Origin of the sequence: Pseudomonas fluorescens (genome assembly GCF_902497995.1) — a bacterium.
Classification (GTDB): domain Bacteria; phylum Pseudomonadota; class Gammaproteobacteria; order Pseudomonadales; family Pseudomonadaceae; genus Aquipseudomonas; species Aquipseudomonas fluorescens_BK.
Window position 1 is genome coordinate 130,098 of the sequence record NZ_CABVII010000017.1, and the last position, 22,011, is coordinate 152,108.

The 22,011-nt window shown below is 60.1% G+C and carries 24 protein-coding genes; 1 reads left to right on the forward strand and 23 read right to left on the reverse strand.

Translation table 11 applies throughout. The features are described 5' to 3' along the window. Nucleotides 1-49: 49 nt before the first annotated feature. The 21 genes from F8N80_RS20155 to trmJ form a co-directional block, all read right to left on the reverse strand. The gene (locus F8N80_RS20155) at nt 50-841 is read right to left on the reverse strand and encodes an amidohydrolase (protein ID WP_150784564.1); all 792 of its coding nucleotides are present in this window, start codon (nt 839-841) and stop codon (nt 50-52) included. Further along, nucleotides 829-1,977 (reverse strand): pyridoxal phosphate-dependent aminotransferase, encoded by a 1,149-nt coding sequence (locus F8N80_RS20160; RefSeq protein WP_150784565.1) that lies wholly within the window; start codon nt 1,975-1,977, stop codon nt 829-831. Before F8N80_RS20160 ends, F8N80_RS20155 begins: the two co-directional genes overlap by 13 nt. A 223-nt stretch (nt 1,978-2,200) precedes the next feature. Beyond that, a complete protein-coding gene (gene der, locus F8N80_RS20165) occupies nt 2,201-3,670 on the reverse strand; it encodes a ribosome biogenesis GTPase Der (RefSeq protein ID WP_150747938.1) in 1,470 nt (489 codons plus the stop codon). A 255-nt stretch (nt 3,671-3,925) separates the two neighbouring features. Beyond that, on the reverse strand, nt 3,926-5,077 hold the full coding sequence (gene bamB, locus F8N80_RS20175) for an outer membrane protein assembly factor BamB (protein ID WP_150747936.1): 1,152 nt from the start codon (nt 5,075-5,077) through the stop codon (nt 3,926-3,928). Next, nucleotides 5,070-5,711 carry a tetratricopeptide repeat protein gene (locus tag F8N80_RS20180; protein ID WP_150784566.1) on the reverse strand — a complete coding sequence of 214 codons (642 nt, stop codon included), beginning with the start codon at nt 5,709-5,711 and terminating at the stop codon, nt 5,070-5,072. Before F8N80_RS20180 ends, bamB begins: the two co-directional genes overlap by 8 nt. Before the next feature lie 40 nt (nt 5,712-5,751). Beyond that, nucleotides 5,752-7,041, reverse strand: coding sequence for a histidine--tRNA ligase (hisS, locus tag F8N80_RS20185; protein WP_150747934.1), 1,290 nt, complete (start codon nt 7,039-7,041; stop codon nt 5,752-5,754). Nucleotides 7,042-7,078: 37 nt separating this feature from the next. Further along, on the reverse strand, nt 7,079-8,188 hold the full coding sequence (gene ispG / locus F8N80_RS20190; RefSeq protein WP_150747933.1) for a flavodoxin-dependent (E)-4-hydroxy-3-methylbut-2-enyl-diphosphate synthase: 1,110 nt from the start codon (nt 8,186-8,188) through the stop codon (nt 7,079-7,081). A 3-nt stretch (nt 8,189-8,191) separates the two neighbouring features. Then, on the reverse strand, nt 8,192-9,217 hold the full coding sequence (locus F8N80_RS20195) for a RodZ domain-containing protein (protein ID WP_150784567.1): 1,026 nt from the start codon (nt 9,215-9,217) through the stop codon (nt 8,192-8,194). Beyond that, the gene (gene pilW, locus F8N80_RS20200) at nt 9,217-9,975 is read right to left on the reverse strand and encodes a type IV pilus biogenesis/stability protein PilW (protein WP_150784568.1); all 759 of its coding nucleotides are present in this window, start codon (nt 9,973-9,975) and stop codon (nt 9,217-9,219) included. The genes F8N80_RS20195 and pilW overlap by 1 nt, the downstream gene beginning before the upstream one ends. A gap of 12 nt (nt 9,976-9,987) precedes the next feature. Beyond that, nucleotides 9,988-11,136, reverse strand: a complete 1,149-nt coding sequence (rlmN, locus tag F8N80_RS20205) for a 23S rRNA (adenine(2503)-C(2))-methyltransferase RlmN (protein WP_150748557.1) — start codon at nt 11,134-11,136, stop codon at nt 9,988-9,990. Nucleotides 11,137-11,164: 28 nt separating this feature from the next. After that, on the reverse strand, nt 11,165-11,590 hold the full coding sequence (gene ndk, locus F8N80_RS20210) for a nucleoside-diphosphate kinase (RefSeq protein WP_007916882.1): 426 nt from the start codon (nt 11,588-11,590) through the stop codon (nt 11,165-11,167). Nucleotides 11,591-11,682: 92 nt separating this feature from the next. Beyond that, nucleotides 11,683-11,883: a Fe-S cluster assembly protein IscX gene (iscX, locus tag F8N80_RS20215; protein WP_007903597.1), complete on the reverse strand. Its 201-nt coding sequence runs from the start codon at nt 11,881-11,883 to the stop codon at nt 11,683-11,685. A 14-nt stretch (nt 11,884-11,897) separates the two neighbouring features. Beyond that, nucleotides 11,898-12,239, reverse strand: a complete 342-nt coding sequence (fdx, locus tag F8N80_RS20220) for an ISC system 2Fe-2S type ferredoxin (protein WP_150748556.1) — start codon at nt 12,237-12,239, stop codon at nt 11,898-11,900. Further along, nucleotides 12,239-14,104 (reverse strand): Fe-S protein assembly chaperone HscA, encoded by a 1,866-nt coding sequence (gene hscA / locus F8N80_RS20225; protein ID WP_150784569.1) that lies wholly within the window; start codon nt 14,102-14,104, stop codon nt 12,239-12,241. Before hscA ends, fdx begins: the two co-directional genes overlap by 1 nt. A 51-nt stretch (nt 14,105-14,155) precedes the next feature. Further along, on the reverse strand, nt 14,156-14,677 hold the full coding sequence (gene hscB, locus F8N80_RS20230) for a co-chaperone HscB (protein WP_150784570.1): 522 nt from the start codon (nt 14,675-14,677) through the stop codon (nt 14,156-14,158). Nucleotides 14,678-14,685: 8 nt separating this feature from the next. Continuing rightward, nucleotides 14,686-15,009 carry an iron-sulfur cluster assembly protein IscA gene (gene iscA / locus F8N80_RS20235; RefSeq protein ID WP_003227904.1) on the reverse strand — a complete coding sequence of 108 codons (324 nt, stop codon included), beginning with the start codon at nt 15,007-15,009 and terminating at the stop codon, nt 14,686-14,688. Between the two features lie 34 nt (nt 15,010-15,043). Next, nucleotides 15,044-15,430, reverse strand: a complete 387-nt coding sequence (gene iscU, locus F8N80_RS20240) for a Fe-S cluster assembly scaffold IscU (RefSeq protein WP_007974006.1) — start codon at nt 15,428-15,430, stop codon at nt 15,044-15,046. An 84-nt stretch (nt 15,431-15,514) separates the two neighbouring features. Next, on the reverse strand, nt 15,515-16,729 hold the full coding sequence (locus F8N80_RS20245) for an IscS subfamily cysteine desulfurase (protein WP_150748553.1): 1,215 nt from the start codon (nt 16,727-16,729) through the stop codon (nt 15,515-15,517). Between the two features lie 50 nt (nt 16,730-16,779). Continuing rightward, a complete protein-coding gene (gene iscR / locus F8N80_RS20250) occupies nt 16,780-17,271 on the reverse strand; it encodes a Fe-S cluster assembly transcriptional regulator IscR (protein WP_150748552.1) in 492 nt (163 codons plus the stop codon). A 240-nt stretch (nt 17,272-17,511) separates the two neighbouring features. Then, nucleotides 17,512-18,288, reverse strand: a complete 777-nt coding sequence (cysE, locus tag F8N80_RS20255) for a serine O-acetyltransferase (protein ID WP_064679566.1) — start codon at nt 18,286-18,288, stop codon at nt 17,512-17,514. Between the two features lie 2 nt (nt 18,289-18,290). Next, on the reverse strand, nt 18,291-19,061 hold the full coding sequence (trmJ, locus tag F8N80_RS20260) for a tRNA (cytosine(32)/uridine(32)-2'-O)-methyltransferase TrmJ (RefSeq protein ID WP_150784571.1): 771 nt from the start codon (nt 19,059-19,061) through the stop codon (nt 18,291-18,293). A gap of 146 nt (nt 19,062-19,207) precedes the next feature. On the opposite strand from trmJ, the gene suhB reads away from it, so the two are divergent. After that, a complete protein-coding gene (gene suhB, locus F8N80_RS20265; protein ID WP_092278434.1) occupies nt 19,208-20,026 on the forward strand; it encodes a type III secretion system regulator SuhB in 819 nt (272 codons plus the stop codon). A gap of 397 nt (nt 20,027-20,423) precedes the next feature. Here suhB and F8N80_RS20275 read toward each other — a convergent pair whose 3' ends face one another. Further along, on the reverse strand, nt 20,424-20,972 hold the full coding sequence (locus tag F8N80_RS20275; protein WP_150784573.1) for a glycine zipper 2TM domain-containing protein: 549 nt from the start codon (nt 20,970-20,972) through the stop codon (nt 20,424-20,426). Nucleotides 20,973-21,091: 119 nt separating this feature from the next. After that, complete coding sequence (secF, locus tag F8N80_RS20280) at nt 21,092-22,006, reverse strand: protein translocase subunit SecF (protein ID WP_150748549.1); 915 nt, start codon at nt 22,004-22,006, stop codon at nt 21,092-21,094. Between the last annotated feature and the right edge of the window lie 5 nt (nt 22,007-22,011).

The window sequence follows — 22,011 nt, forward strand, 5'->3', positions numbered from 1 at the left end:
TGTGGGAGCGGGCTTGCTCGCGAAGGGGCCGGTTCAGGCAGCGAAAATCTCAGGTGAACTCGAAGGTATCGGCATCGAGATTCGCCGGAAACCGCGTGCGGTAGGCTTGCAGGTCCGCAGCATTGAGCACCACCTGAAACACCCCATCCGCCTCCCCCGCACTCAGCAACGTCTCACCCTGGAAATCCAGCACCTGACTGTCACCGGTATACGCAAAGCCTTTACCGTCAGTCCCGATGCGATTCACCGCCGCCACGTAGCACAGGTTTTCGATGGCCCGCGCCGGCAGCAACCGGTTCCAGTGCTGACGCCGCGCCCCCGGCCAGTTGGCGGTGTACAGCAACAGGTCGGTGTCCTGAGCATCGCGGCTCCACACCGGGAATCGCAGGTCGTAGCAAATCAGCGGCCGAATACGCCACCCCTTGAGCTCGAACTGCACCTGGCGCTCGCCGGGGGTGAAGTGGTTGTGCTCGCCGGCCATGCGAAACAGATGGCGCTTGTCGTAATGCAACACCTCCCCGTCCGGCCGCGCCCACAACAGGCGATTGCGATGGCTGCCGTCGGCGGCCTGGACGATGAGGGTGCCGGTGATTACCGCATCGAATTTCGCCGCCTGCACGCGCAGCCATTTGCTGGTCGGACCGTTCTCAGGTTCGGCCAGTGTTTCCGATTCCATGGAGAAGCCGGTGGTGAACATCTCCGGCAGGATGATCAGGTCAGCACCGCGCGCCTGTTCCAGCAATTGCGCGAAATGCTCAAGGTTGGCCTGGCGGTCGTGCCAGGCCAGGGTGGTCTGGATCAGCGCGATGTTCAGATTGGGCAGTGCACTCAGATCACGCATAATTTTTCCGCTGCTTCACGCAGGGTCTCCTCGCGTTTGGCGAAGCACAGGCGCACCAGGCGCTGGCCGACCGGCGGCGTTTGGTAAAACACCGAGATCGGGATACTCGCCACGCCATGCTCGCGGGTCATCCACAGCGCCATCTCGACGTCATTGAGGTCCGGGCGGATCTGCGAATAATCCACCAGCTGGAAGTAAGTGCCGGCCACCCGGGAGAAGCTGAAGCGCGATGGCGTCAGCAGGTCGCAAAACAAATCGCGCTTGGCCTGATAGAAGGCCGGCAGCTCTTCCACATGTTGCGGGTGTTCGGCCATGTAATCGGCCAAGGCGTATTGCAACGGCGTCACGCCGCAGAAACTGACGTACTGGTGCACCTTGCGCAGCTCGGCAGTAAGGGCCGGTGGCGCGACCACATAGCCGGTTTTCCAGCCGGTGACGTGATAGGTCTTGCCGAAGGAGCTGACCACGAATGCGCGCTGATACAGCTCTTCGTGGGCCAGCACGCTGGCGTGCGGCACGCCGTCGAACACCAGGTGTTCATAGACTTCGTCACTGACCACATAGATGTCACGGTCGCGGATCAAGGTCGCCAGCTGATCCAGTTCGGCATGGCTGATCAATGCACCGCTGGGGTTGTGCGGGGTATTGAGGATAATCATCCGCGTGCGCGGCGTAATGGCTTGCGCGAGTTTCTGGAAGTCGATGGAGAAGTCTGTCAGGCCCAGTTGCACATGCACGCAACGACCACCGGCCAGCTCCACCGAAGGCTCATAGCTGTCGTAGGCCGGATCGAACACGATCACTTCGTCGCCGCTGTGGATAACCGCCTGGATGGCACAGAAAATCGCCTGGGTCGCGCCAGGAGTGACCGTCACTTCATGGTCGGCATCCACATTGGCGCCGTAGCTGCGGGCGATCTTCGCCGCAATCTGCTGACGCAATACCGGCAGGCCGGTCATCGGCGAATACTGGTTGTGGCCACTGGCGATATGCCGGCAGACCGCATCACGCAGGGCCTGCGGGCCGTCGAAATCGGGGAAACCCTGGGACAGGTTCAGCGCCCCGGTCTGCGCCGCGAGCTGAGACATCTGCGTGAAAATAGTGATGCCGACATTCGGCAGCTTACTGGTGATCATCGGTGATTCCCTGCTCTACACCCGGCTCTACGGCGGCGCGGGAGAGCCCGAGGATAGCCAAACGGCGCCCATAAAAAAGGGCACCTTAAGCGCCCTTTCTTCAACCCCGATCCCTGTGGGAGCGAGGCTTGCCCGCGAATGCCACACCGCGGAGTATCAGGTACACCGCGTTATCGTTCTTCGCGGGCAAGCCTCGCTCCTACAGAGGCGAGTTAACCTGCAATCAGCGCTTGTCGCGGCGCTTTTTGTCGGCCTTTTTGTGGTGCGACATCATGCGGCGCTTCTTGTTGACCTGACGGTCGGTGAGTGAGTTCTTGTTACCTTCGTACGGGTTCTCGCCTCCCTTGAACTCGATGCGGATCGGCGTACCGACCAGCTTGAGGACACGACGGTAAGTGTTTTCCAGATAGCGCACATAAGACTTCGGCACTTTCTCGATCTGGTTACCGTGAATCACGATGATCGGCGGGTTAGCACCACCCAGGTGGGCATAGCGCAGCTTGATCCGGCGATTGTTGACCATCGGTGGCGCGTGCTCGCCAACCGCATCTTCCAGAATCTGGGTCAGGCGGTTGGTCGGCCAGCGGGTGACCGCGGACTTGAACGAGTTCTGCACCGAGGCGTAGAGGTTGCCCACGCCCGTGCCGTGCAGCGCCGAAATGAAGTGGATGTCGGCGTAATCAACGAAGAACAGTCGACGTTGCAGCTCGACCTTCACGAAGTCGCGCTCGCTCGGGGTCATGCCGTCCCACTTGTTGATCGCGATGACCAGCGCACGACCCGATTCAATGGCGAAGCCCAGCAGGTTGAGGTCGTGATCGACCACGCCTTCGCGGGCGTCCATGACGAAGATCACCACGTTGGCGTCTTTGATCGCCTGCAGGGTTTTGACCACGGAGAATTTTTCGACTTCTTCGTGGATCTTGCCGCGCTTGCGCACACCGGCGGTGTCGATCAGCGTGTACTTCTCGTCGTTACGCTCGAACGGGATGTAGATACTGTCGCGGGTGGTGCCGGGCTGGTCATAGACGATAACCCGGTCTTCACCGAGCATGCGGTTGACCAGGGTCGACTTGCCAACGTTCGGGCGGCCGATGATGGCGATCTTGATCCCGTCTTTTTCGCTCGGGCCAGGAATGCGCTTGGCTTCCTCGCCTTCGGCAACGATTTCTTCTTCGCCGTCTTCCGGCTCTTCGTCGTCTTTCGGGAAGTCGCTGAGAGCGATTTCCAGCATCTGGGTGATGCCACGACCATGAGCACCGGCGATCGGGATCGCGTGGCCCATGCCCAACGGGGCGAATTCGGCGCGGGCCATTTCAGGGTCGATGTTGTCGACCTTGTTGGCAACCACGTAGGAACGCTTGTTACGTTTGCGCAAATGCTCGGCGATCATCTGGTCGGCGGCGGTGAAGCCGGCCTTGGCATCTACCAGGAACAGAACGACATCCGCTTCTTCAATGGCCAGCAGCGACTGCTCGGCCATTTTTTCGTCCATACCGTGCTCGTCACCGGAGATACCGCCGGTGTCGACCAGAATGTAGGAACGCCCTTGCCACTTGGCCTCACCGTATTGGCGATCACGGGTCAGACCGGACAAGTCGCCGACGATGGCGTCGCGAGTCCTGGTCAGGCGGTTGAACAAGGTGGACTTGCCGACGTTCGGTCGGCCCACCAGGGCGATTACGGGAACCATGCGGCTCTCCACTGCGTTATTTCAGAAAATACAAAAGCCGCTGCTAGGCAGCGGCTGGTGCTCGGGGCAATCACTGTGGGTCTTTTTGTGGGAGCGAGCCTGCTCGCGATAAACGCAAAGGCACCGCGTTCATCCAGGCCGCAAACGTCATCGTTGACGTCCTTCGCGAGCAGTCGAGCGTCGACTGGCTGCTCCCACATTCATACCCACAGGTGAAGCCGCTTGGGGGTTTAACCCCAAGCATAGTCAAAACAATTACTTGATGGTCAGGGCTTCCAATTTGCCGCTGTTGCCATACACATAAATCGTGTCACCCACCACCAGCGGACGGGCGCGCAGGCCGTCGCTGTCGATGCGTTCGCGGCCGACGAAACGACCGTCCACCTGACTCAGCAGGTGCAGGTAACCTTCCAGGTCACCGACTGCAACGTAGCTGGAGAACACTTCCGGAGCCGACAGTTGACGGCGGGCCAGCGAATCGTTGCTCCACAAGGCTGTGGTGGAACGTTCGTCGACGCCTTCAACAGTGCCCGAAGACAGGCTCACATAGACGCTGCCAAATCCCTGGGCAACACCGGCGTAGCTGGAAGCATCACGCTGCCAGAGCTGACGGCCGCTATCCAGGTCCAGTGCCGCAACGCGACCCTGGTAGCTGGCGACATACAGCGTACTGCCGGACAACAGCAGGCCACCGTCGATATCGACCACACGCTCCAGTTCCGAACGACCTTGTGGAATCGCTACACGCTGTTCCCACACCGGCACGCCGTTGGAAATATTGAGCGCGACCACTTTACCAGTCGACAGGCCAGCCACTGCGAGGCGATTGGTGACGATCGGCGCGCTGGTGCCGCGCAGGGTCAGGACCGCTGGCGTGCTGTCATACAACCAGCGTTGGGTGCCGGTAGCGGCATCCAGGCCGATCAGACGGTCGTCCTGAGTCTGGACCACCACCACGTCACCGTTGTTGGCCGGCGGCGCGAGCACTTCACTGGACACGCGTGCGCGCCATTTCTCTTCGCCGCTGCTGGCGTCCAGGGCAACGATTTCACCCTTGAGCGTACCGATCGTGAGCAACCCGTAAGCCACGCCAACGGCGCCGGAAACAGGCAGATCCAGATCTTTCTCCCATTTGACGTCGCCATTGCTGCGATCCAGCGCCATCACCTCACCGGTGACGTCGGCAGCATAGATGGTATCGCCATCGATCGCCGGAACCAGCATGTTGTAGGTTTCGCCCTGACCGTCACCGATCGAACGACTCCACTGCTTTTGCAGAACCACTTCTTCCTTGAAGTCGGTCAACTCGGCCGGCGGCAATTCTTTCTTGCTGTTGCTGCTGCAACCCGCGGCCAGTACGGCCAGAGCCAGCAATGCTACATGTTTCCAACGAATCACGTCACGCATCCCCTTTGGCCAGGTCGTCCAGCTTGATTTGTAGGCCGCCGACTGCCGCTTCATCCGACAGTGCCGCCTTGGCTTTCTGATACGCCGCGTTCGCTTCGTCGGTACGGCCCAACTGCACCAGCAGGTCGCCCTTGAGTTCCTCGCGAGTGGCCAGGAACTCTGTATCCGCATCGCCTTCGAGCAGTTTCAGGGCCTCAGCAGCCTTGTCCTGCGCGGCCAGCACCTGCGCCAGGCGCTGACGGGCGATTTCGCCCAGTGCCGGGTTGGCCGGTTTGGCGACGATGGCTTTCAGCTCGCTGGCAGCGTCATCCAGCTTGCCGCTGTCGACCGCGACTTTCGCCACGAACAGGCTGCCGTACTGCGCGTAGGCGGTGCCGCCGAATTCGCTGTTGAGCTTGCCGGCCAGGTCCGAAACACGGGCGGCATCGGGCTTGCCGTCAGGTGTCAGGGTGGTTTCCAGCAACTGCTGATAGAGAATCGAGGCGCCTTGCGACTGATTGCTCTGATATTTCTGCCAGGCCTGCCAGCCGAACACGATGACCAGCGCCAGCAGGCCGCCAGTAACCAGGGGCTTGCCGTTGCGTGTCCACCAGTCCTTCAAATCCGCCAGATGTTCGTCTTCGGTACTCGACACCCCAATACTCCTTAATCGCTAAATCGGCTGTTTGACAGCTTCAACCCTGCACGATGCAGGTGGCCAGGTGTGCAGCAAGCGCATCCCAGGCAATGCTTTGTTGTTCGCCCTGGCCACGCAGGGGTTTGAAACCTACCACTTGCCGGGCCATTTCGTCGTCACCGAGGATCAGCGCGTACAGCGCACCGCTCTTGTCGGCTTTCTTGAACTGGCTTTTGAAGCTGCCGGCACCGGCATTGACTTGCAGGCGCAGGTTGGGCAATTGGTCGCGCACTCGCTCGGCCAGGGCCAGACCGGCCAATTCGGCTGCGTCGCCGAAAGCGCAGAGGTAAACGTCGACCTGACGGGAAATCTCTTCCGGGATCTGCTCCAGGGTTTCCAGCATCAGCACCAGGCGCTCGATGCCCATGGCGAAACCGACGCCCGGGGTCGGCTTGCCGCCCATCTGCTCGACCAGACCGTCGTAGCGACCACCGGCACACACAGTGCCCTGGGCGCCCAGCTTGTCGGTGACCCATTCGAAAACGGTCTTGCTGTAGTAATCCAGCCCGCGAACCAGCTTCGGGTTGATCACGTAAGGAATGCCGACCGCATCGAGGCGGGCCTTGAGGCCCTCGAAGTGCAGGCGGGATTCGTCGTCGAGGTAGTCGGCCATTTTCGGCGCGTCGACCAGGATCGCCTGGGTATCGGCGTTCTTGGTGTCCAGGACCCGCAACGGGTTGGTCTTCAAGCGGCGCTGGCTGTCTTCGTCCAGCTTGTCCAGGTGCGCGGACAGGAACGCGACCAACGCTTCGCGATAGCGCCCGCGGGATTCGCTGGTGCCGAGGCTGTTGAGTTCGAGCTTGACCGCGTCACGGATACCCAGCTCGCCCCACAGGCGCCAGGTCAGCACGATCAGCTCGGCGTCGATGTCCGGACCGTCGAGGTTGAACACCTCCAGGCCGATCTGGTGGAACTGGCGATAACGGCCTTTCTGCGGACGTTCGTGGCGGAACATCGGGCCGATGTACCAGAGTTTCTGCACTTGGCCACCGCCGGTGATGCCATGCTCCAGCACCGCACGCACACAGGCCGCCGTGCCTTCGGGGCGCAGGGTCAGGGAATCGCCGTTGCGGTCATCGAAGGTGTACATCTCTTTTTCGACGATGTCGGTCACTTCACCGATGGAGCGCTTGAACAGCTCGGTGAACTCGACGATCGGCATGCGGATCTGCTTGTAACCGTAGTTATCCAGCAAACGCGAGACGGTGCCCTCGAAATGACGCCACAGGGGAGTCTGTTCGGGCAGGATATCGTTCATGCCACGTATGGCTTGCAAAGACTTGCTCACTTTAAATCCTTAAATTCGTTCGGCTCTTCAGTCAGGCTCAGCCACGCGCGATGACGGCAGCGTCGGCTTCGACCTTTTCGGCCGCTTTCTGGCGGATCAAGCGTTCAAGCTCATCCACCAGATTGTCATTCGTCAGTTTCTGCGCCGGCTTGCCGTCGATGTAAATCAGGTTGGGCGTGCCGCCGGTCAAGCCGATATGGGCTTCCTTGGCTTCGCCCGGCCCGTTGACCACGCAGCCGATGACCGCGACATCCAGCGGCACCAGCAGGTCTTCGAGGCGCCCTTCCAGTTCGTTCATGGTCTTGACCACATCGAAGTTCTGCCGCGAGCAGCTCGGGCAGGCGATGAAGTTGATGCCACGGGAACGCAGGTGCAGGGATTTGAGAATGTCGTAGCCGACTTTCACTTCCTCGACCGGGTCGGCCGCCAACGAGATGCGAATAGTATCGCCAATCCCTTCGGCGAGCAGCATACCGAGGCCCACGGCGGATTTCACCGTGCCTGAACGCAAACCACCGGCTTCGGTGATGCCCAGGTGCAGCGGCTGGACGATTTCCTTGGCCAGCAAGCGGTAGGCAGCAACGGCCATGAACACGTCGGAAGCCTTCACGCTGACTTTGAAGTCCTGGAAGTTCAGGCGCTCGAGGTGCTCGACGTGGCGCAAGGCAGACTCGACCAGCGCGGCCGGGGTCGGCTCGCCGTATTTCTTTTGCAGGTCTTTTTCCAGGGAACCGGCGTTGACGCCGATCCGGATCGGAATCCCGCGATCACGGGCGGCATCGACCACCGCGCGCACACGGTCTTCGCGACCGATGTTGCCCGGGTTGATCCGCAGGCAGTCAACGCCCAGCTCGGCCACGCGCAGCGCGATCCTGTAGTCGAAGTGGATGTCGGCCACCAAGGGCACCTTGACCAGCTGCTTGATCTTGCCGAACGCTTCGGCGGCGTCCATATCCGGCACCGAAATGCGCACGATATCGACGCCGGCGGCTTCCAGGCGGTTGATCTGGGCCACGGTGGCGGCCACGTCATTGGTGTCGCTGTTGGTCATGCTCTGCACCGCGATAGGTGCATCGCCGCCCACAGGCACGTTACCGACCCAGATCTTGCGGGATTCGCGACGTTTGATTGGAGATTCGCCGTGCATGACTTATTGACCCAACTTCAGGCGAGCAGTCTCGCCACTGGTGAACGGAGCGACATCAACCACCTGCCCGTTATAGCTGACCTGCGCGCCACGGGCAAAGCCCAGGCGCACGGAAAAGGGTGGCTTGCCGCTGACGGAAACGTTTTCGCCTTTACGCTTGAGACCACTCAACAGCACCTTGCCGGTACCGTCGGTGACCAAGGTCCAGCAATCGGCGGTGAACTTCAGTTGAACCTGGCCCTGGGCGGCCACCGGAGCCGCCGCGGCTGGAGCCGGAACGGTCGGCGCCACCGGAGCGGTCACCACAGGTGCCGGTACAGCGGGCACCGCGGGAGCTGGCGTTGCCGGCGTGGCGACAATCGGCGCGGTGCCGAGCGCGGGTGCAGCAGGCGCTGGAGCAGGCGCTGGAGCAGCGGGCGCGGTGGCTTCAGTTGCGGTCGAGGTGTCAGCCGCGGTCTCGGCTTGCGGCAAGACGAGCGCAGTGGTGCCTTCGGCCTCGCCCTGCGCGACGGCCTGGTCTTCCGGCTCGTCCAGCGGATGGATCTGGGTCGTGCCATCGGCGCCTTCGACTTCAACGTGCTCCGGGCTCAGACTGACCTGATCCTTGGTGCGCGACGAAGTCTGATCCTGCCACCAGATAAAACCGCCACCGATCACCGCGATCAGCAACAGCAGGCTGACAATCCGCAAAATGGTGTGGGACACCCGGACCGGCTCTTCGATACGACCCAGGCTGTGGACGTTGCTGCCCTGGGAGTCGGTGCCGGTGGACTGGTCGAACTGTTGCACCAGCACGGTTTGATCCATGCCGAGCAATTTGGCGTAGGTGCGAATGTAACCGCGGGCAAAGGTATGCCCCGGCAGCTTGTCGAAAGCGCCGGCTTCCAGATTGCTCAGGGAATTGACGGTGAGGTTGAGCTTGAGGGCCACTTCGGCCAGCGACCAGCCTTTGCTTTCGCGAGCCTGGCGCAAAGTCTCACCGGGATTAACGCGATTCGCTGCTACAACTTCGGGATGCGCCGCTTTCATCATTGCTCCGACAGGTATTGCTGATATTCCGGCGTACCGGGATAGAGTCGTTTTAATTGCAGGCCAAAACTGGCAGCCTTGTCGCGATCTTCAAACACTTTTGCCAGCCGGACGCCGAGCAATAGACTACGTGCATTTTGCTCGGTGAGCTGGCTGAAACGGTCGTAATAGTCACGCGCGGGCACATAATGCCTGTCTTCGTAAGACAACTCAGCCATTTCCAGCAAGGCACGTGGCTGTTGGCGGTTCAAGCGCAGGGCTTTTTCCAGTTGTTGCTGGGCCAGGTCACGCTGGCCAAGCCTGGAAGCGGTCATGCCCAGGTTTTCGAATACTCGCGAACGCTCAGGATACAGGGTATCGGCGGCGGCCTGCTCGAAGCGCTCGTAAGCCTCTTTGTAACGTTTCTGTTCGAAAAGAAAACTGCCGTAGTTATTGAGGATTCGCGCATCGTCGGGACGGCCGGACAGCGCCTTGCGAAAATGCTGGTCGGCCAGTTCCGGCTCCATCTCCGCCTGGAACACCAGACCCAGCGCCGCATTGGCGTCGGGATCCGAGCTATCCAGCTCCAAAGCCTTCTTCAACGGCACCTTGGCGCGTTCGGTCATGCCCTGCTGCAGGTAGCCAAGCCCTAATTGCACATAGGCGACCCGCGCTTCATCACGGCCCTTGCTGGTCTTCATCGGGTTGAAATCGCCCGACAGGACACAACCAGTACACAGACTGGCCACCAGCAACAGCAGCGCCAAGCGCAGGGACATAGAGATCCTCTCTTAATTACTGTTCGCAGCGTTCTGTGCAATATCGTTTTCGGCGCTCAACTCGCGCACGGCGATATAACGTTCGCTACGACGGGTGCGATCCAGCACCTGCCCTACCAATTGGCCACACGCGGCATCGATGTCTTCACCACGGGTGGTGCGCACGGTGACATTGAAGCCGGCATGGTGAAGCTGATCCTGGAACCGGCGAATCGCGTTGTTGCTCGGACGCTCGTAACCGGAATGCGGGAACGGGTTGAACGGAATCAGGTTGATCTTGCACGGGATGTTCTTGAGCAACTCGATCATCTCGACCGCGTGTTCAACCTTGTCGTTGATGTCCTTGAGCAAGGTGTACTCGATGGTCAGCACGCGCTTTTCGCCCAGGGACGACATGTAGCGCTGGCACGACTCGAGCAGCATCTTAAGCGGATACTTCTTGTTGATCGGCACCAATTGGTTACGCAATGCGTCATTGGGTGCGTGCAGCGACAACGCCAGGGAGACGTCGATGTGCTTGGACAGCTCATCGATCATCGGCACCACGCCCGAAGTGGACAGGGTGACGCGGCGCTTGGAGATGCCATAGCCCAGGTCATCCATCATCAGGTGCATGGCGGCCACGACGTTGTCGAAGTTCAGCAGCGGCTCACCCATGCCCATCATCACTACGTTGGTGATGGCACGGTCGGCGGTCGCCGGGATGCTGCCGAACGATTTATTGGCAATCCACACCTGGCCGATGACTTCGGCGGCGGTGAGGTTGCTGTTGAAACCTTGCTTGCCGGTGGAGCAGAAACTGCAATCCAGGGCACAGCCTGCCTGGGACGAAACGCACAGAGTGCCGCGTTTGCCCTGGGGAATGTACACGGTCTCGACGCAGCTGCCGGATGCCACGCGCACCACCCACTTACGGGTGCCGTCGGTGGAGATATCCTCGCTGACCACTTCGGGGCCGCGAACTTCGGCAATCACCTTGAGCTTGTCGCGCAAGGCCTTGCTGACGTTCGTCATGGCGTCGAAATCATCGACGCCAAGGTGGTGAATCCATTTCATTACCTGACCGGCACGGAAACGCTTCTCCCCGATTGAGTCGAAGAATTTTTCCATTTCCAGCTGAGTCAGACCCAGCAGGTTAGTTTTAACAGTCGATGTAGTCATGGATTCACCTTCACTCTTAAGCCAATGCTTAGCGAGTGGTTACTTCAGTAGCTGCGAAGAAGTACGAGATTTCGCGGGCAGCAGCGGCTTCGGAGTCCGAACCGTGTACGGCGTTGGCGTCGATCGAATCAGCGAAGTCAGCACGGATGGTGCCGGCAGCAGCTTCTTTAGGGTTGGTAGCGCCCATCAGCTCACGGTTCAGAGCGATAGCGTTTTCGCCTTCCAGAACCTGAACGACAACCGGACCGGAGATCATGAAAGCAACCAGGTCGCCGAAGAAACCACGAGCGCTGTGCTCAGCGTAGAAGCCTTCAGCTTCGGCTTTGGACAGTTGCTTCAGTTTCGAAGCTACAACGCGCAGGCCAGCTTTTTCGAAACGAGTGGTGATCTCGCCGATAACGTTTTTTGCAACAGCGTCAGGCTTGATGATGGAGAAAGTACGTTGAACAGCCATGGTGTAACTCCAGAAACGGTAATTTGTGAAAAATTAAACCCGCGAATTATACGCGGGTTCTTGGGTATTGCCTAACTGCGTACGGTGCCGAATCAATCGGCTTCTTCGATCCAGGCGGCCTGAATGGCTTCAAGCACCTTCTCGCCACCGCGGGTCGGATCATCGCTGAACTCCGGTAATGCCAGCACCCATTGGTGCAGATCGACGAAGTTCACGTAACGCGGGTCCACTTCCGGCCTGGATTCAGCCAGCTGGATCGCGATTTCCAGCACATCAACCCATTTCAGACTCATGTCGGTTCCTTGAATCAGTGCGGCGCTTCGGCCGCATGGTTGAGCGAATATTTCGGAATTTCGACCGTCAGGTCTTCAGTCCCGACGATCGCCTGACAGCCTAGACGCGATTGCGCCTCCAGGCCCCAGGCCCGATCAAGAAAGTCTTCTTCCAGCTCATCCGCCTCTTCCAGCGAGTCGAAACCCTCGCGGATGATGCAGTGGCAGGTGGTGCAGGCGCAGACGCCTCCACAGGCGCTTTCCATCTCGATGTGGTGCTCATGAGCCAGTTCGAGGATGGACGTACCGGTCGCGGCCTCCACAACCATGCCCTCAGGGCAAAACTTCTCGTGTGGCAGAAAAATGACCTGCGGCATCAGATATCCTCGATTTCATTCAGGTTGCGCCCCGATAGAGCGGCTTTCACCGTCAAATCCATGCGGCGGGCAGCAAAAGCATCGGTCACTTGCGACAGACGCTTGGTCTGCTGCTCGATGGCGTAACCATCGGTGCCTTTCATCAATTCGGTCAGTTCCTGCATCTGCAACTCGATGACCATGCGCTCTTCGGCGTCGAGCAGACGCTCGCCGTCAACATCGAGGGCGGCCTGCACCGCTTCGATCAAGCGCTGGGCATCGACCTGCTGTTCACGAAGGACACGGGCGACCTTGTCGTCATTGGCGTGCTGGAACGAATCCTTGAGCATCCTGGCGATTTCGCCGTCGGTCAGGCCGTAGGACGGCTTGACCTGGATGCTCGCTTCAACGCCCGAACCCAGTTCGCGGGCCGAGACACTGAGCAGCCCGTCGGCATCGACCTGGAAGGTCACGCGAATCTTCGCCGCACCGGCCACCATCGCCGGAATGCCGCGCAATTCGAAACGCGCCAGGGAGCGGCAGTCGCTGATCAGCTCGCGCTCGCCCTGCAGCACATGGATCGCCATGGCCGACTGGCCATCTTTGTACGTCGTGAAGTCCTGCGCCCGGGCGACGGGGATGGTGGTGTTGCGCGGAATCACCTTCTCCATCAGGCCGCCCATGGTTTCCAGCCCCAGGGACAACGGGATCACGTCAAGCAGCAGCAATTCGTCACCGTCGCGCTTGTTGCCGGCGAGGGTATCGGCCTGGATCGCGGCACCAATGGCCACCACTTGATCCGGATCGATTTCGGTCAGCGGTTGGCGACCGAAGGCTTCAGCGACAGCTTCGCGAACGCGAGGCACGCGGGTCGAGCCGCCCACCATGACCACGGCGTGCACTTCTTCCAGTTCGATACCGGAATCACGCACAGCCCGGCGGCAGGCTTTCAGGCTGCGGGCGACCATCGGCTCGATCAGCGTGTCGAAGGCTTCACGAGTCAGCTCGGCTTTCCAGTCACCGTAAGTGACTTCAACGGACGAGGCATGGGTCAGCGCTTCTTTGGCCGCGCAGGCAATTTGCAACAGATGGCGCTGCACGCCCGGATCCAGGTCATCCGACAGGCCAGCGCCCTCGATGATCCAGCGAGCGATCGCATGGTCGAAATCATCGCCGCCCAGCGCACTGTCGCCGCCGGTGGCCAGGACTTCGAACACACCGCCGGTCAGGCGCAGAATGGAAATATCGAACGTACCGCCACCCAGGTCATAAATCGCCACCAGGCCTTCGGCATGCTGGTCCAGACCATAAGCCACAGCAGCAGCGGTTGGCTCATTAAGCAAACGCAGCACGTTCAGACCGGCCAGCTTTGCCGCGTCCTTGGTGGCTTGACGCTGGGCATCGTCGAAATAGGCCGGAACGGTGATCACCGCACCGACCAGTTCGCCACCCAACGCAGCCTCGGCGCGCTGGCGCAGCACCTTGAGGATATCGGCGGAGACTTCGACCGGGCTTTTCGGGCCCTGGATCGTGTCGATGAACGGCATGTGCGACTCGCCACCGACAAAACGGTACGGCAGTTGATCACCAAGCTGCTTGACGTCGGACAGACCACGACCCATCAACCGCTTGACCGATAGCACGGTGTTCAAGGGATCGGAGGCGGCAGCCAGCTTGGCGGATTCGCCCACTTCAACGCGATCAGCGTGATAGCGCACCGCAGACGGCAGGATGACCTGCCCGTCAGCGTCGGCCAGAGGCTCGGAAAGACCACTGCGCAAGGCAGCGACCAGCGAATTGGTAGTGCCCAAGTCGATCCCCACAGCCAGACGACGCTGGTGCGGTTGAGGACTTTGGCCGGGTTCGGCGATCTGCAGTAGGGCCATCGTTATCAGGACTTATCTGTATATCAGGCGTGCGACCGGAGCGGCACTGGGTTAATCGTCGAGGCGCTCTTCCAGCTGGCGCACTTCGTAGGTGAGCTTGTCGAGGAACTGCATGCGTCGCATCAGGCGTTCGGCCTGTTCACGTTGCGCGGCATCATCCCAACAGGCTGCGAAGCTTTGGTTCAGTTCATCCTGAGCGGTTTTCAGGCGACGCTTGAACGCTGCAATACCGGCCATGTCGGCACTGTCTTGCAGGTCTTCGAGCTCTTCACGCAGCTCCATCTGCTGCAGAAGGAACGCCGGATCATGCACCGTGACCTCCAGCGGCAGCTCGCGACCGCCCATGGCGAGCAGATAACGCGCGCGCTTGGGGGGATTCTTGAGCGTCTGGTAGGCCTCGTTGAGGCTCGCGGATTGCTCTAGCGCCAGCCGCTGCTCTCGCTCGGAAGCGTCGGCAAAGCGGTCGGGATGAACACCGCGCGCCAACTCACGGTAGCGCGTGGCCAGCTGATCGAGGTCCAGATTGAAACTCGGTTGCAGCTCAAATAAAGCGAAATGACAAGGAGTACCCACAAGAAGCCTCAGATATTGAAGCTTTCGCCGCAGCCACATTCACCGCGTACGTTGGGGTTGTTGAACTTGAAGCCTTCGTTCAACCCTTCCTTGACGAAATCGAGCTCGGTGCCGTCCAGGTAAGCGAGGCTTTTCGGGTCGATGATCACTTTTTCGCCGTGACTTTCGAACACCTGGTCCTCTGCAACCACCTCGTCGACAAACTCCAGCACGTAGGCAAGGCCGGAACAGCCCGTGGTGCGAACACCCAGACGAATCCCTTCACCTTTGCCGCGCCCGTCGAGGGAGCGTCGCACGTGTCGAGCAGCCGCTTCTGTCATGCTGATAGCCATCGGTGACTCCTTGTTCGTCGCCAACTCTTGAAAGTCAGATCAAGCCTTTCTTCTGCTTGTAGTCGCGAACGGCCGCCTTGATGGCGTCTTCAGCGAGTACGGAGCAGTGAATTTTCACTGGCGGCAGGGCCAGTTCTTCAGCCAGCTGAGTGTTCTTGATGGTCTCTGCTTCATCCAGAGTCTTGCCTTTCATCCACTCGGTCGCCAGGGAGCTGGAGGCGATCGCCGAACCGCAGCCGTAGGTCTTGAACTTGGCATCTTCGATGATGCCGGCGTCGTTGACCTTGATCTGCAGGCGCATCACGTCGCCGCACGCCGGAGCGCCGACCATGCCGGTGCCGACATCAGGATCTTCCGCGTCCATCTTGCCGACGTTGCGCGGGTTTTCGTAGTGGTCGATGACCTTTTCGCTGTAAGCCATGATTCTTAATCCTCACTCATCAGAGAGTCGCTCTTGAAGCCCTGCACCCGAGGGTTTGCAGGGCTGTTTTGCGGCGACTTGAAATCAGTGTGCCGCCCACTCGATTTTCGAAATGTCGACACCGTCTTTGTACATGTCCCACAGCGGCGACAAGGTGCGCAGCTTGGTAACGGCCTCGCAGACCTTCTGCGCGGCGTAGTCGATTTCTTCTTCGGTGGTGAAACGGCCGAAGGTGAAGCGAATCGAGCTGTGTGCCAGTTCGTCGTTGCGGCCCAGGGCGCGCAGTACGTACGAAGGCTCAAGGGAAGCCGAGGTGCAGGCCGAACCGGACGAAACCGCCAGGTCCTTGAGCGCCATGATCAGCGACTCGCCTTCAACGTAGTTGAAGCTCAGGTTCAGGTTGTGCGGAACGCGGGCGGTCATGCTGCCGTTGACGTACAGCTCTTCCAGGTCTTCGACCTGCTTGAAGAAACGGTCGCTCAGGGCTTTGATGCGCACGTTCTCGGCCGCCATGTCTTCCTTGGCTACACGGAAGGCTTCGCCCATGCCGACGATCTGGTGGGTCGCCAGGGTGCCGGAGCGCATGCCACGTTCGTGACCGCCGCCGTGCATGGTCGCTTCGATGCGCACACGCGGCTTGCGGCTGACGTACAGCGCGCCGATGCCTTTAGGGCCGTAGGTCTTGTGGGCAGAGAACGACATCATGTCGACTTTCAGCTTCTGCAGGTCGATCTCGACCTTGCCGGTGGACTGAGCGGCGTCGACGTGGAACAGGATGCCCTTGGAGCGGCACAGTTCGCCGATCGCTTCGATGTCGTTGATGGTGCCGATTTCGTTGTTCACGTGCATGACCGAAACCAGGATGGTGTCGTCACGCAGGGCAGCTTCGATCATCTCCGGAGTCACCAGACCATCGGTGCGAGGCTCGAGGTAGGTCACTTCGAAACCTTCACGCTCCAGTTGGCGCATGGTGTCGAGGACAGCCTTGTGCTCGATCTTGGTGGTGATCAGGTGCTTGCCTTTGGTGGAATAGAAATGCGCCGCACCCTTGATTGCCAGGTTGTCGGACTCGGTGGCGCCGGAGGTCCAGACGATTTCACGCGGGTCGGCGTTGACCAGGTCAGCGACCTGGCGACGGGCGTTTTCGACGGACTCTTCAGCTTTCCAGCCGAACACGTGGGAACGGGACGCCGGGTTACCGAAGTTTCCGTCGACCAGCAGGCATTCACTCATCTTTTGCGCGACACGCGGATCAACCGGGGTGGTCGCAGAGTAATCAAGGTAAATCGGCAATTTCATGGACTATCTCCTAAATCAGGCTGGCTGGCGCACCGCTAGCTCTTTGGCTGTCATTCGACGGCGGACGCTTCAATCTTGTCCAGGCGCGGCGCCTTGCTGTTGCAACGGCGCTGATCCTGACGCTGGGCTACTTCTTGTACCTCACGGCGAGTGACAAGGTCAGCCAAGCTGATACCGCTCAGAAATTCGTGAATCTGCAAGCTGAGATCGCACCACAAATGGTGGGTCAGGCAGGTATCGCCGTGATGGCAATCGCCCTGGCCCTGGCACTTGGTGGCATCGACCGATTCGTTCACCGCATCGATCACCTGGGCCACCTGGATGCCCTGCATGTCGCGCGACAGCTGGTAGCCGCCGCCCGGACCGCGGACGCTGGAGACCAGGTTGCTGCGACGCAGCTTGGCGAACAGCTGTTCGAGGTAGGACAGGGAGATGCCTTGGCGCTCGGAGATATCGGCCAGGGACACCGGCCCGTGCTGCGCGTGCAACGCCAGGTCAAGCATGGCGGTGACGGCGTATCGGCCTTTTGTAGTCAGTCGCATGGACAATTACCACGGAGTTCGGAATGGGGCGAGTATGCAATTCCCGAGTATTTAAGTCAACTATAAGACCTAGTGCTTTAGTCAGGATTAGCCGCAAAAGAGCGGCGGCATCATAGCAAAGGCTGGCCTGTAACAGCCAGCAGTACCGCGTTATCGTTCTTCGCGGGCAAGCCTCGCTCCTACAGGGGGTTGCGCGAATCCTGTAGGAGCGAGGCTTGCCCGCGAAGGGAGCGACGCAGTTTAACTGGCCTGACTCTGATCCTTATCCTTCACACACGCAAAATCCTCCTCGCGCAGCTCAGGCAGATCTTTCGCACAGTAATTACTGCCCAGATCCTTCAACGCCCCGCACATCCCCTCTAGACGCCCATCAACCGCCTGCAGATGATCGAGTAACTGGTTAATGGCGCGAGCCACCGGATCCGGCATGTCTTCGCCAACACCATAGGCATCGAAACCGATCTTCTCGGCCATGGCCTTGCGCTTGGCGTCCTGCTCTTCATCGGATTTGACGATAATCCGCCCCGGAATGCCAACAACAGTCGCCCCGGCGGGCACCGCCTTGGTCACCACGGCATTGGAACCAACCTTGGCCCCCGCACCGACGGTGAACGGGCCGAGCACCTTGGCACCAGCGCCAACCACGACGCCATCTTCCAGAGTCGGGTGCCGCTTGCCTTTATTCCAGCTGGTGCCGCCGAGCGTGACACCTTGATAAAGGGTGACATCGTCGCCGATCTCGGCCGTTTCCCCGATGACAATGCCCATGCCATGGTCAATAAAGAACCGACGACCCACCTTGGCCCCCGGATGAATCTCGATCCCGGTCAACCAGCGACCAAAGTTCGACACCAGCCGTGCCAGCCATTTCAGCTCTGCGCGCCACAAGGCCGCCGACAGCCGATGAATCCAGATGGCGTGCATGCCCGGGTAGCAGGTCAGGACTTCAAATGCGTTACGCGCCGCCGGGTCACGATGGAAAACACTCTGGATATCTTCACGCAAACGCTCGAACATCATTAATCCTTCCGCTTTAGAAGCTCGCCACGGGCCGCTTTCTGGGTTTCCGTGAGGATGCCACGCAATATATTCATTTCCGCCCGGCTGACCGAACTGCGTCCGTACAACCGGCGCAGGCGCGCCATCAAGTGCCGCGGTTTTTCCGGATCGAGGAATTCGATGGCCACCAGGGTCTGCTCCAGGTGCTCATAGAATCGCTCCAGCTCATCCATGGTCGCCAGTTCACCACTCTTGGTGGACGCCACTTCATCCTTTTCCACCTTGCTCGGCTGACCTTGGGCCGCCAGCCAGGACATGCGCACTTCATAGCTCAACACCTGCACCGCCGCCCCCAGGTTCAGCGAACTGAACTCGGGATCTGACGGGATGTGCACGTGATAATGACATCGTTGCAGCTCGTCATTGGTCAGGCCGGAGTCTTCACGACCGAACACCAGGGCAATTTCGGCGCCTTGCGCAGCCTCCTCGACCACCCTCACCCCGCATTCGCGCGGATCGAGCAGCGGCCAGGGGATGCGCCGATCACGGGCGCTGGTGCCGAGCACCAGGTTGCAGCCGACCAGGGCATCTTCCAGGGTGGCGACGACTTGCGCGTTTTCAAGGATGTCTCCGGCACCGGAAGCACGGGCATCGGCTTCGTGGTGCGGGAACAACCGCGGTTCGACCAGCACCAGCCGCGACAGGCCCATGTTCTTCATGGCACGCGCAGCCCCGCCGATATTCCCGGGGTGGCTGGTATTGACCAGGACGACACGAATGTTTTGCAGCACGGGAGGCACTCTCGAACACATCAAAGGGGAGCAAATCTTACAGTTCCTCCTACCGTTAAGCTATGAAAGCGCACACTGTCCTTCACCTGTAGAAACTTTCTGAGTAGAATGCCCGGCTTTCTTTAACAACCTTAGGTGACACATCCATGCAGCCCATGCTGAATATCGCGCTGCGCGCCGCCCGCAGCGCCAGTGAATTGATCTTCCGCTCCATCGAGCGCCTGGATACCATCAAGGTCGACGAAAAAGACGCCAAGGATTACGTGTCCGAGGTGGATCGCGCCGCCGAGCAGAAAATCATCGACGCGCTGCGCAAGGCCTACCCGAACCACTCGATCCTGGGTGAAGAAACCGGCATGCACGCCGGCAACGGGATCGAAGGCGAAGAATACCTGTGGATCATCGATCCGCTGGACGGCACCACCAACTTCCTGCGCGGCATTCCTCACTTCGCGGTCAGCATCGCCTGCAAATACCGCGGCCGCCTGGAACACGCCGTCGTCCTGGATCCGGTTCGCCAGGAAGAATTCACCGCCAGCCGTGGTCGCGGCGCTCAACTGAACGGTCGTCGCCTGCGCGTCAGCGGTCGCACCAGCCTGGATGGCGCCCTGCTGGGCACCGGCTTCCCGTTCCGTGACGACCAGATGGACAACCTCGACAACTACCTGGGCATGTTCCGCGCCCTGGTAGGCCAGACTGCCGGCATCCGCCGCGCCGGTTCGGCGAGCCTGGACCTGGCCTACGTGGCCGCCGGCCGTTTCGACGCGTTCTGGGAGTCGGGCCTGTCCGAATGGGACATGGCGGCAGGCGCCCTGCTGATCCAGGAAGCAGGCGGTTTGGTGAGCGACTTCACCGGCGGTCACGACTTCCTTGAGAAAGGCCACGTCGTTGCCGGTAACACCAAGTGCTTCAAGGCAGTGCTGACGGCGATCCAGCCGCACCTGCCGGCTTCGCTGAAACGCTAAGCGAGCCGCCACAAAAAAGCACCCTGCGGGGCAATGCCAGTCAGTTAAGCGAATGAGCCGCTTTTCTGTAGGAGCCAGGCTTGCCGGCGAAGGCGCTCTTAAGGACGCCTTCGCCGGCAAGCCTGGCTCCTACAGGTCCGATTTACCCTTAACTGACAGGCATTACCCTGCGGGGTGCTTTTTTATGCCCGGAATACGGGTTCGAAAACGCCGACGATTAAATGTGGGAGCGGGCTTGCTCGCGAAAGCGGTGTGTCAGTCAGCATCTGTGCCGCTGACACACCGCTTTCGCGAGCAAGCCCGCTCCCACAGGGGTTTGTGGTGACTTCGAACCAGTATTCCGGGCACAAAAAAAGCACCCCGCAGGGTGCTTCTTTTGGAATCTGAATTTCAGCTCTTACTGAGCCGGCTCATTCTGCGACAGAATCAGCTTACCTTCCTTGTCCACCGGAATCTGATTACCCGGATCCCGATCCATCCGCACCTTGCCTTCCTTGCCATACAGCGAATAACGCACGTCGTAGCCTACAACCTTGTCACTGATGTCATTCACCGTGTTACAGCGAGTCTGGGTCGTGGTGTAGGTATCGCGATTCTGCATACCTTCCTGCACCTTGTTACCCGCGTAACCGCCACCGACCGCACCGGCCACCGTGGCAATTTTCTTGCCCGTACCGCCGCCGACCTGGTTACCGAGCAAACCACCCGCAACGGCACCGATGGCGGTACCGAGAATCTGGTGTTGATCTTTGACCGGCGCCTGCCGGGTCACTGCTACGTCCTTGCACACTTCACGTGGCGTCTTGATTTGTGTCTTGACCGGTTCAACGGCTAGAACCTGAGCAAACTCAGGACCGCTTTTAACCAGGCTGTAGGTGGCCACAGCACCCCCGGCAGTCACACCGACAGCACCCAATACCGCACCAACCAGCATCGACTTGTTCACATGAACCTCCTGACCATCTCATGCGGGACGCGCCCGCGCTTCTCCCAGCCTTGGAGCATAAAAAAAGGCGCGAGTTCAACTCGCGCCTTTTTGGATGACACCGCTGGAGGAATGTTCCTTCAAGGACGGTCGTCGATTTCCTTCTCGGTAGCCACCGGTGGAATCAGGTCTTCGGTACTCAGGTTCAGCCAGATCAACACCACGTTGGCGATGTAGATCGACGAATAGGTACCGGCCATCACACCGACAAACAGCGCGATGGAGAAGCCCCACAGGTTGTCACCGCCGAAGATCAACAGCGCGCCGATCGCCAGCAGGGTGGAGATCGAAGTGGCCATGGTCCGCAGCAGGGTTTGCGTGGTCGAGATGTTGATGTTCTCGATCAGGGTCGCCTTGCGCAGCACACGGAAGTTCTCACGAACCCGGTCGAATACCACGATGGTGTCGTTCAGCGAGTAACCGATGATCGCCAGCACCGCCGCCAGCACCGTGAGATCGAAGGTGATCTGGAAGAACGAAAGGATCCCCAGGGTCACCACCACGTCATGGATCAGCGAAACGATGGCGCCGACCGCGAATTTCCACTGAAAGCGGAACGCCAGGTAGAGCATGATGCCGCCCAGCGCCATCAGCATGCCGAGGCCGCCCTGGTCGCGCAGCTCTTCACCGACCTGCGGGCCGACGAACTCGACGCGCTTGACCACGGCCGGGTTGTCGCCGCCGGCCTTCTGCAGGGCTTCAGCCACCTGGTGACCCAGTTGCGGGTCTTCGCCAGGCATGCGCACCAGCAGATCGGTGGTCGCGCCAAAGCTCTGGACTATGGCGTCGTTGTAACCCGAGGTCGCCAGCTGCTCACGCACCTTGGTGACGTCGGCCGGACGCTCGTAGGTCAGCTCGATGAGCGTACCGCCGGTGAAGTCCAGACCGTAGTTCAGGCCCTTGCTGAACCAGCTGAACAACGCCAGAACCGTAAGGAGCAATGTGACGCCGAACGCAACGTTGCGAACGCCCATGAAGTTGATTGTACGTAACATGGCAG

Bases quoted from the DNA above. Each gene is read 5' to 3' on its own strand.
- F8N80_RS20195 (WP_150784567.1), bottom strand. From the start codon at position 9,217: ATGAAAGCGGCGCATCCCGAAGTTGTAGCAGCGAATCGCGTTAATCCC.
- der (WP_150747938.1), bottom strand. From the start codon at position 3,670: ATGGTTCCCGTAATCGCCCTGGTGGGCCGACCGAACGTCGGCAAGTCC.
- pilW (WP_150784568.1), bottom strand. From the start codon at position 9,975: ATGTCCCTGCGCTTGGCGCTGCTGTTGCTGGTGGCCAGTCTGTGTACT.
- F8N80_RS20155 (WP_150784564.1), bottom strand. From the start codon at position 841: ATGCGTGATCTGAGTGCACTGCCCAATCTGAACATCGCGCTGATCCAG.
- fdx (WP_150748556.1), bottom strand. From the start codon at position 12,239: ATGCCGCAGGTCATTTTTCTGCCACACGAGAAGTTTTGCCCTGAGGGC.
- ndk (WP_007916882.1), bottom strand. From the start codon at position 11,590: ATGGCTGTTCAACGTACTTTCTCCATCATCAAGCCTGACGCTGTTGCA.
- iscX (WP_007903597.1), bottom strand. From the start codon at position 11,883: ATGAGTCTGAAATGGGTTGATGTGCTGGAAATCGCGATCCAGCTGGCT.
- bamB (WP_150747936.1), bottom strand. From the start codon at position 5,077: ATGCGTGACGTGATTCGTTGGAAACATGTAGCATTGCTGGCTCTGGCC.
- suhB (WP_092278434.1), top strand. From the start codon at position 19,208: ATGCAGCCCATGCTGAATATCGCGCTGCGCGCCGCCCGCAGCGCCAGT.
- F8N80_RS20160 (WP_150784565.1), bottom strand. From the start codon at position 1,977: ATGATCACCAGTAAGCTGCCGAATGTCGGCATCACTATTTTCACGCAG.
- iscU (WP_007974006.1), bottom strand. From the start codon at position 15,430: ATGGCTTACAGCGAAAAGGTCATCGACCACTACGAAAACCCGCGCAAC.
- secF (WP_150748549.1), bottom strand. From the start codon at position 22,006: ATGTTACGTACAATCAACTTCATGGGCGTTCGCAACGTTGCGTTCGGC.
- iscA (WP_003227904.1), bottom strand. From the start codon at position 15,009: ATGGCTATCAGCATGACAGAAGCGGCTGCTCGACACGTGCGACGCTCC.
- iscR (WP_150748552.1), bottom strand. From the start codon at position 17,271: ATGCGACTGACTACAAAAGGCCGATACGCCGTCACCGCCATGCTTGAC.
- rlmN (WP_150748557.1), bottom strand. From the start codon at position 11,136: ATGACTACATCGACTGTTAAAACTAACCTGCTGGGTCTGACTCAGCTG.
- F8N80_RS20245 (WP_150748553.1), bottom strand. From the start codon at position 16,729: ATGAAATTGCCGATTTACCTTGATTACTCTGCGACCACCCCGGTTGAT.
- ispG (WP_150747933.1), bottom strand. From the start codon at position 8,188: ATGCACGGCGAATCTCCAATCAAACGTCGCGAATCCCGCAAGATCTGG.
- cysE (WP_064679566.1), bottom strand. From the start codon at position 18,288: ATGTTCGAGCGTTTGCGTGAAGATATCCAGAGTGTTTTCCATCGTGAC.
- hscA (WP_150784569.1), bottom strand. From the start codon at position 14,104: ATGGCCCTACTGCAGATCGCCGAACCCGGCCAAAGTCCTCAACCGCAC.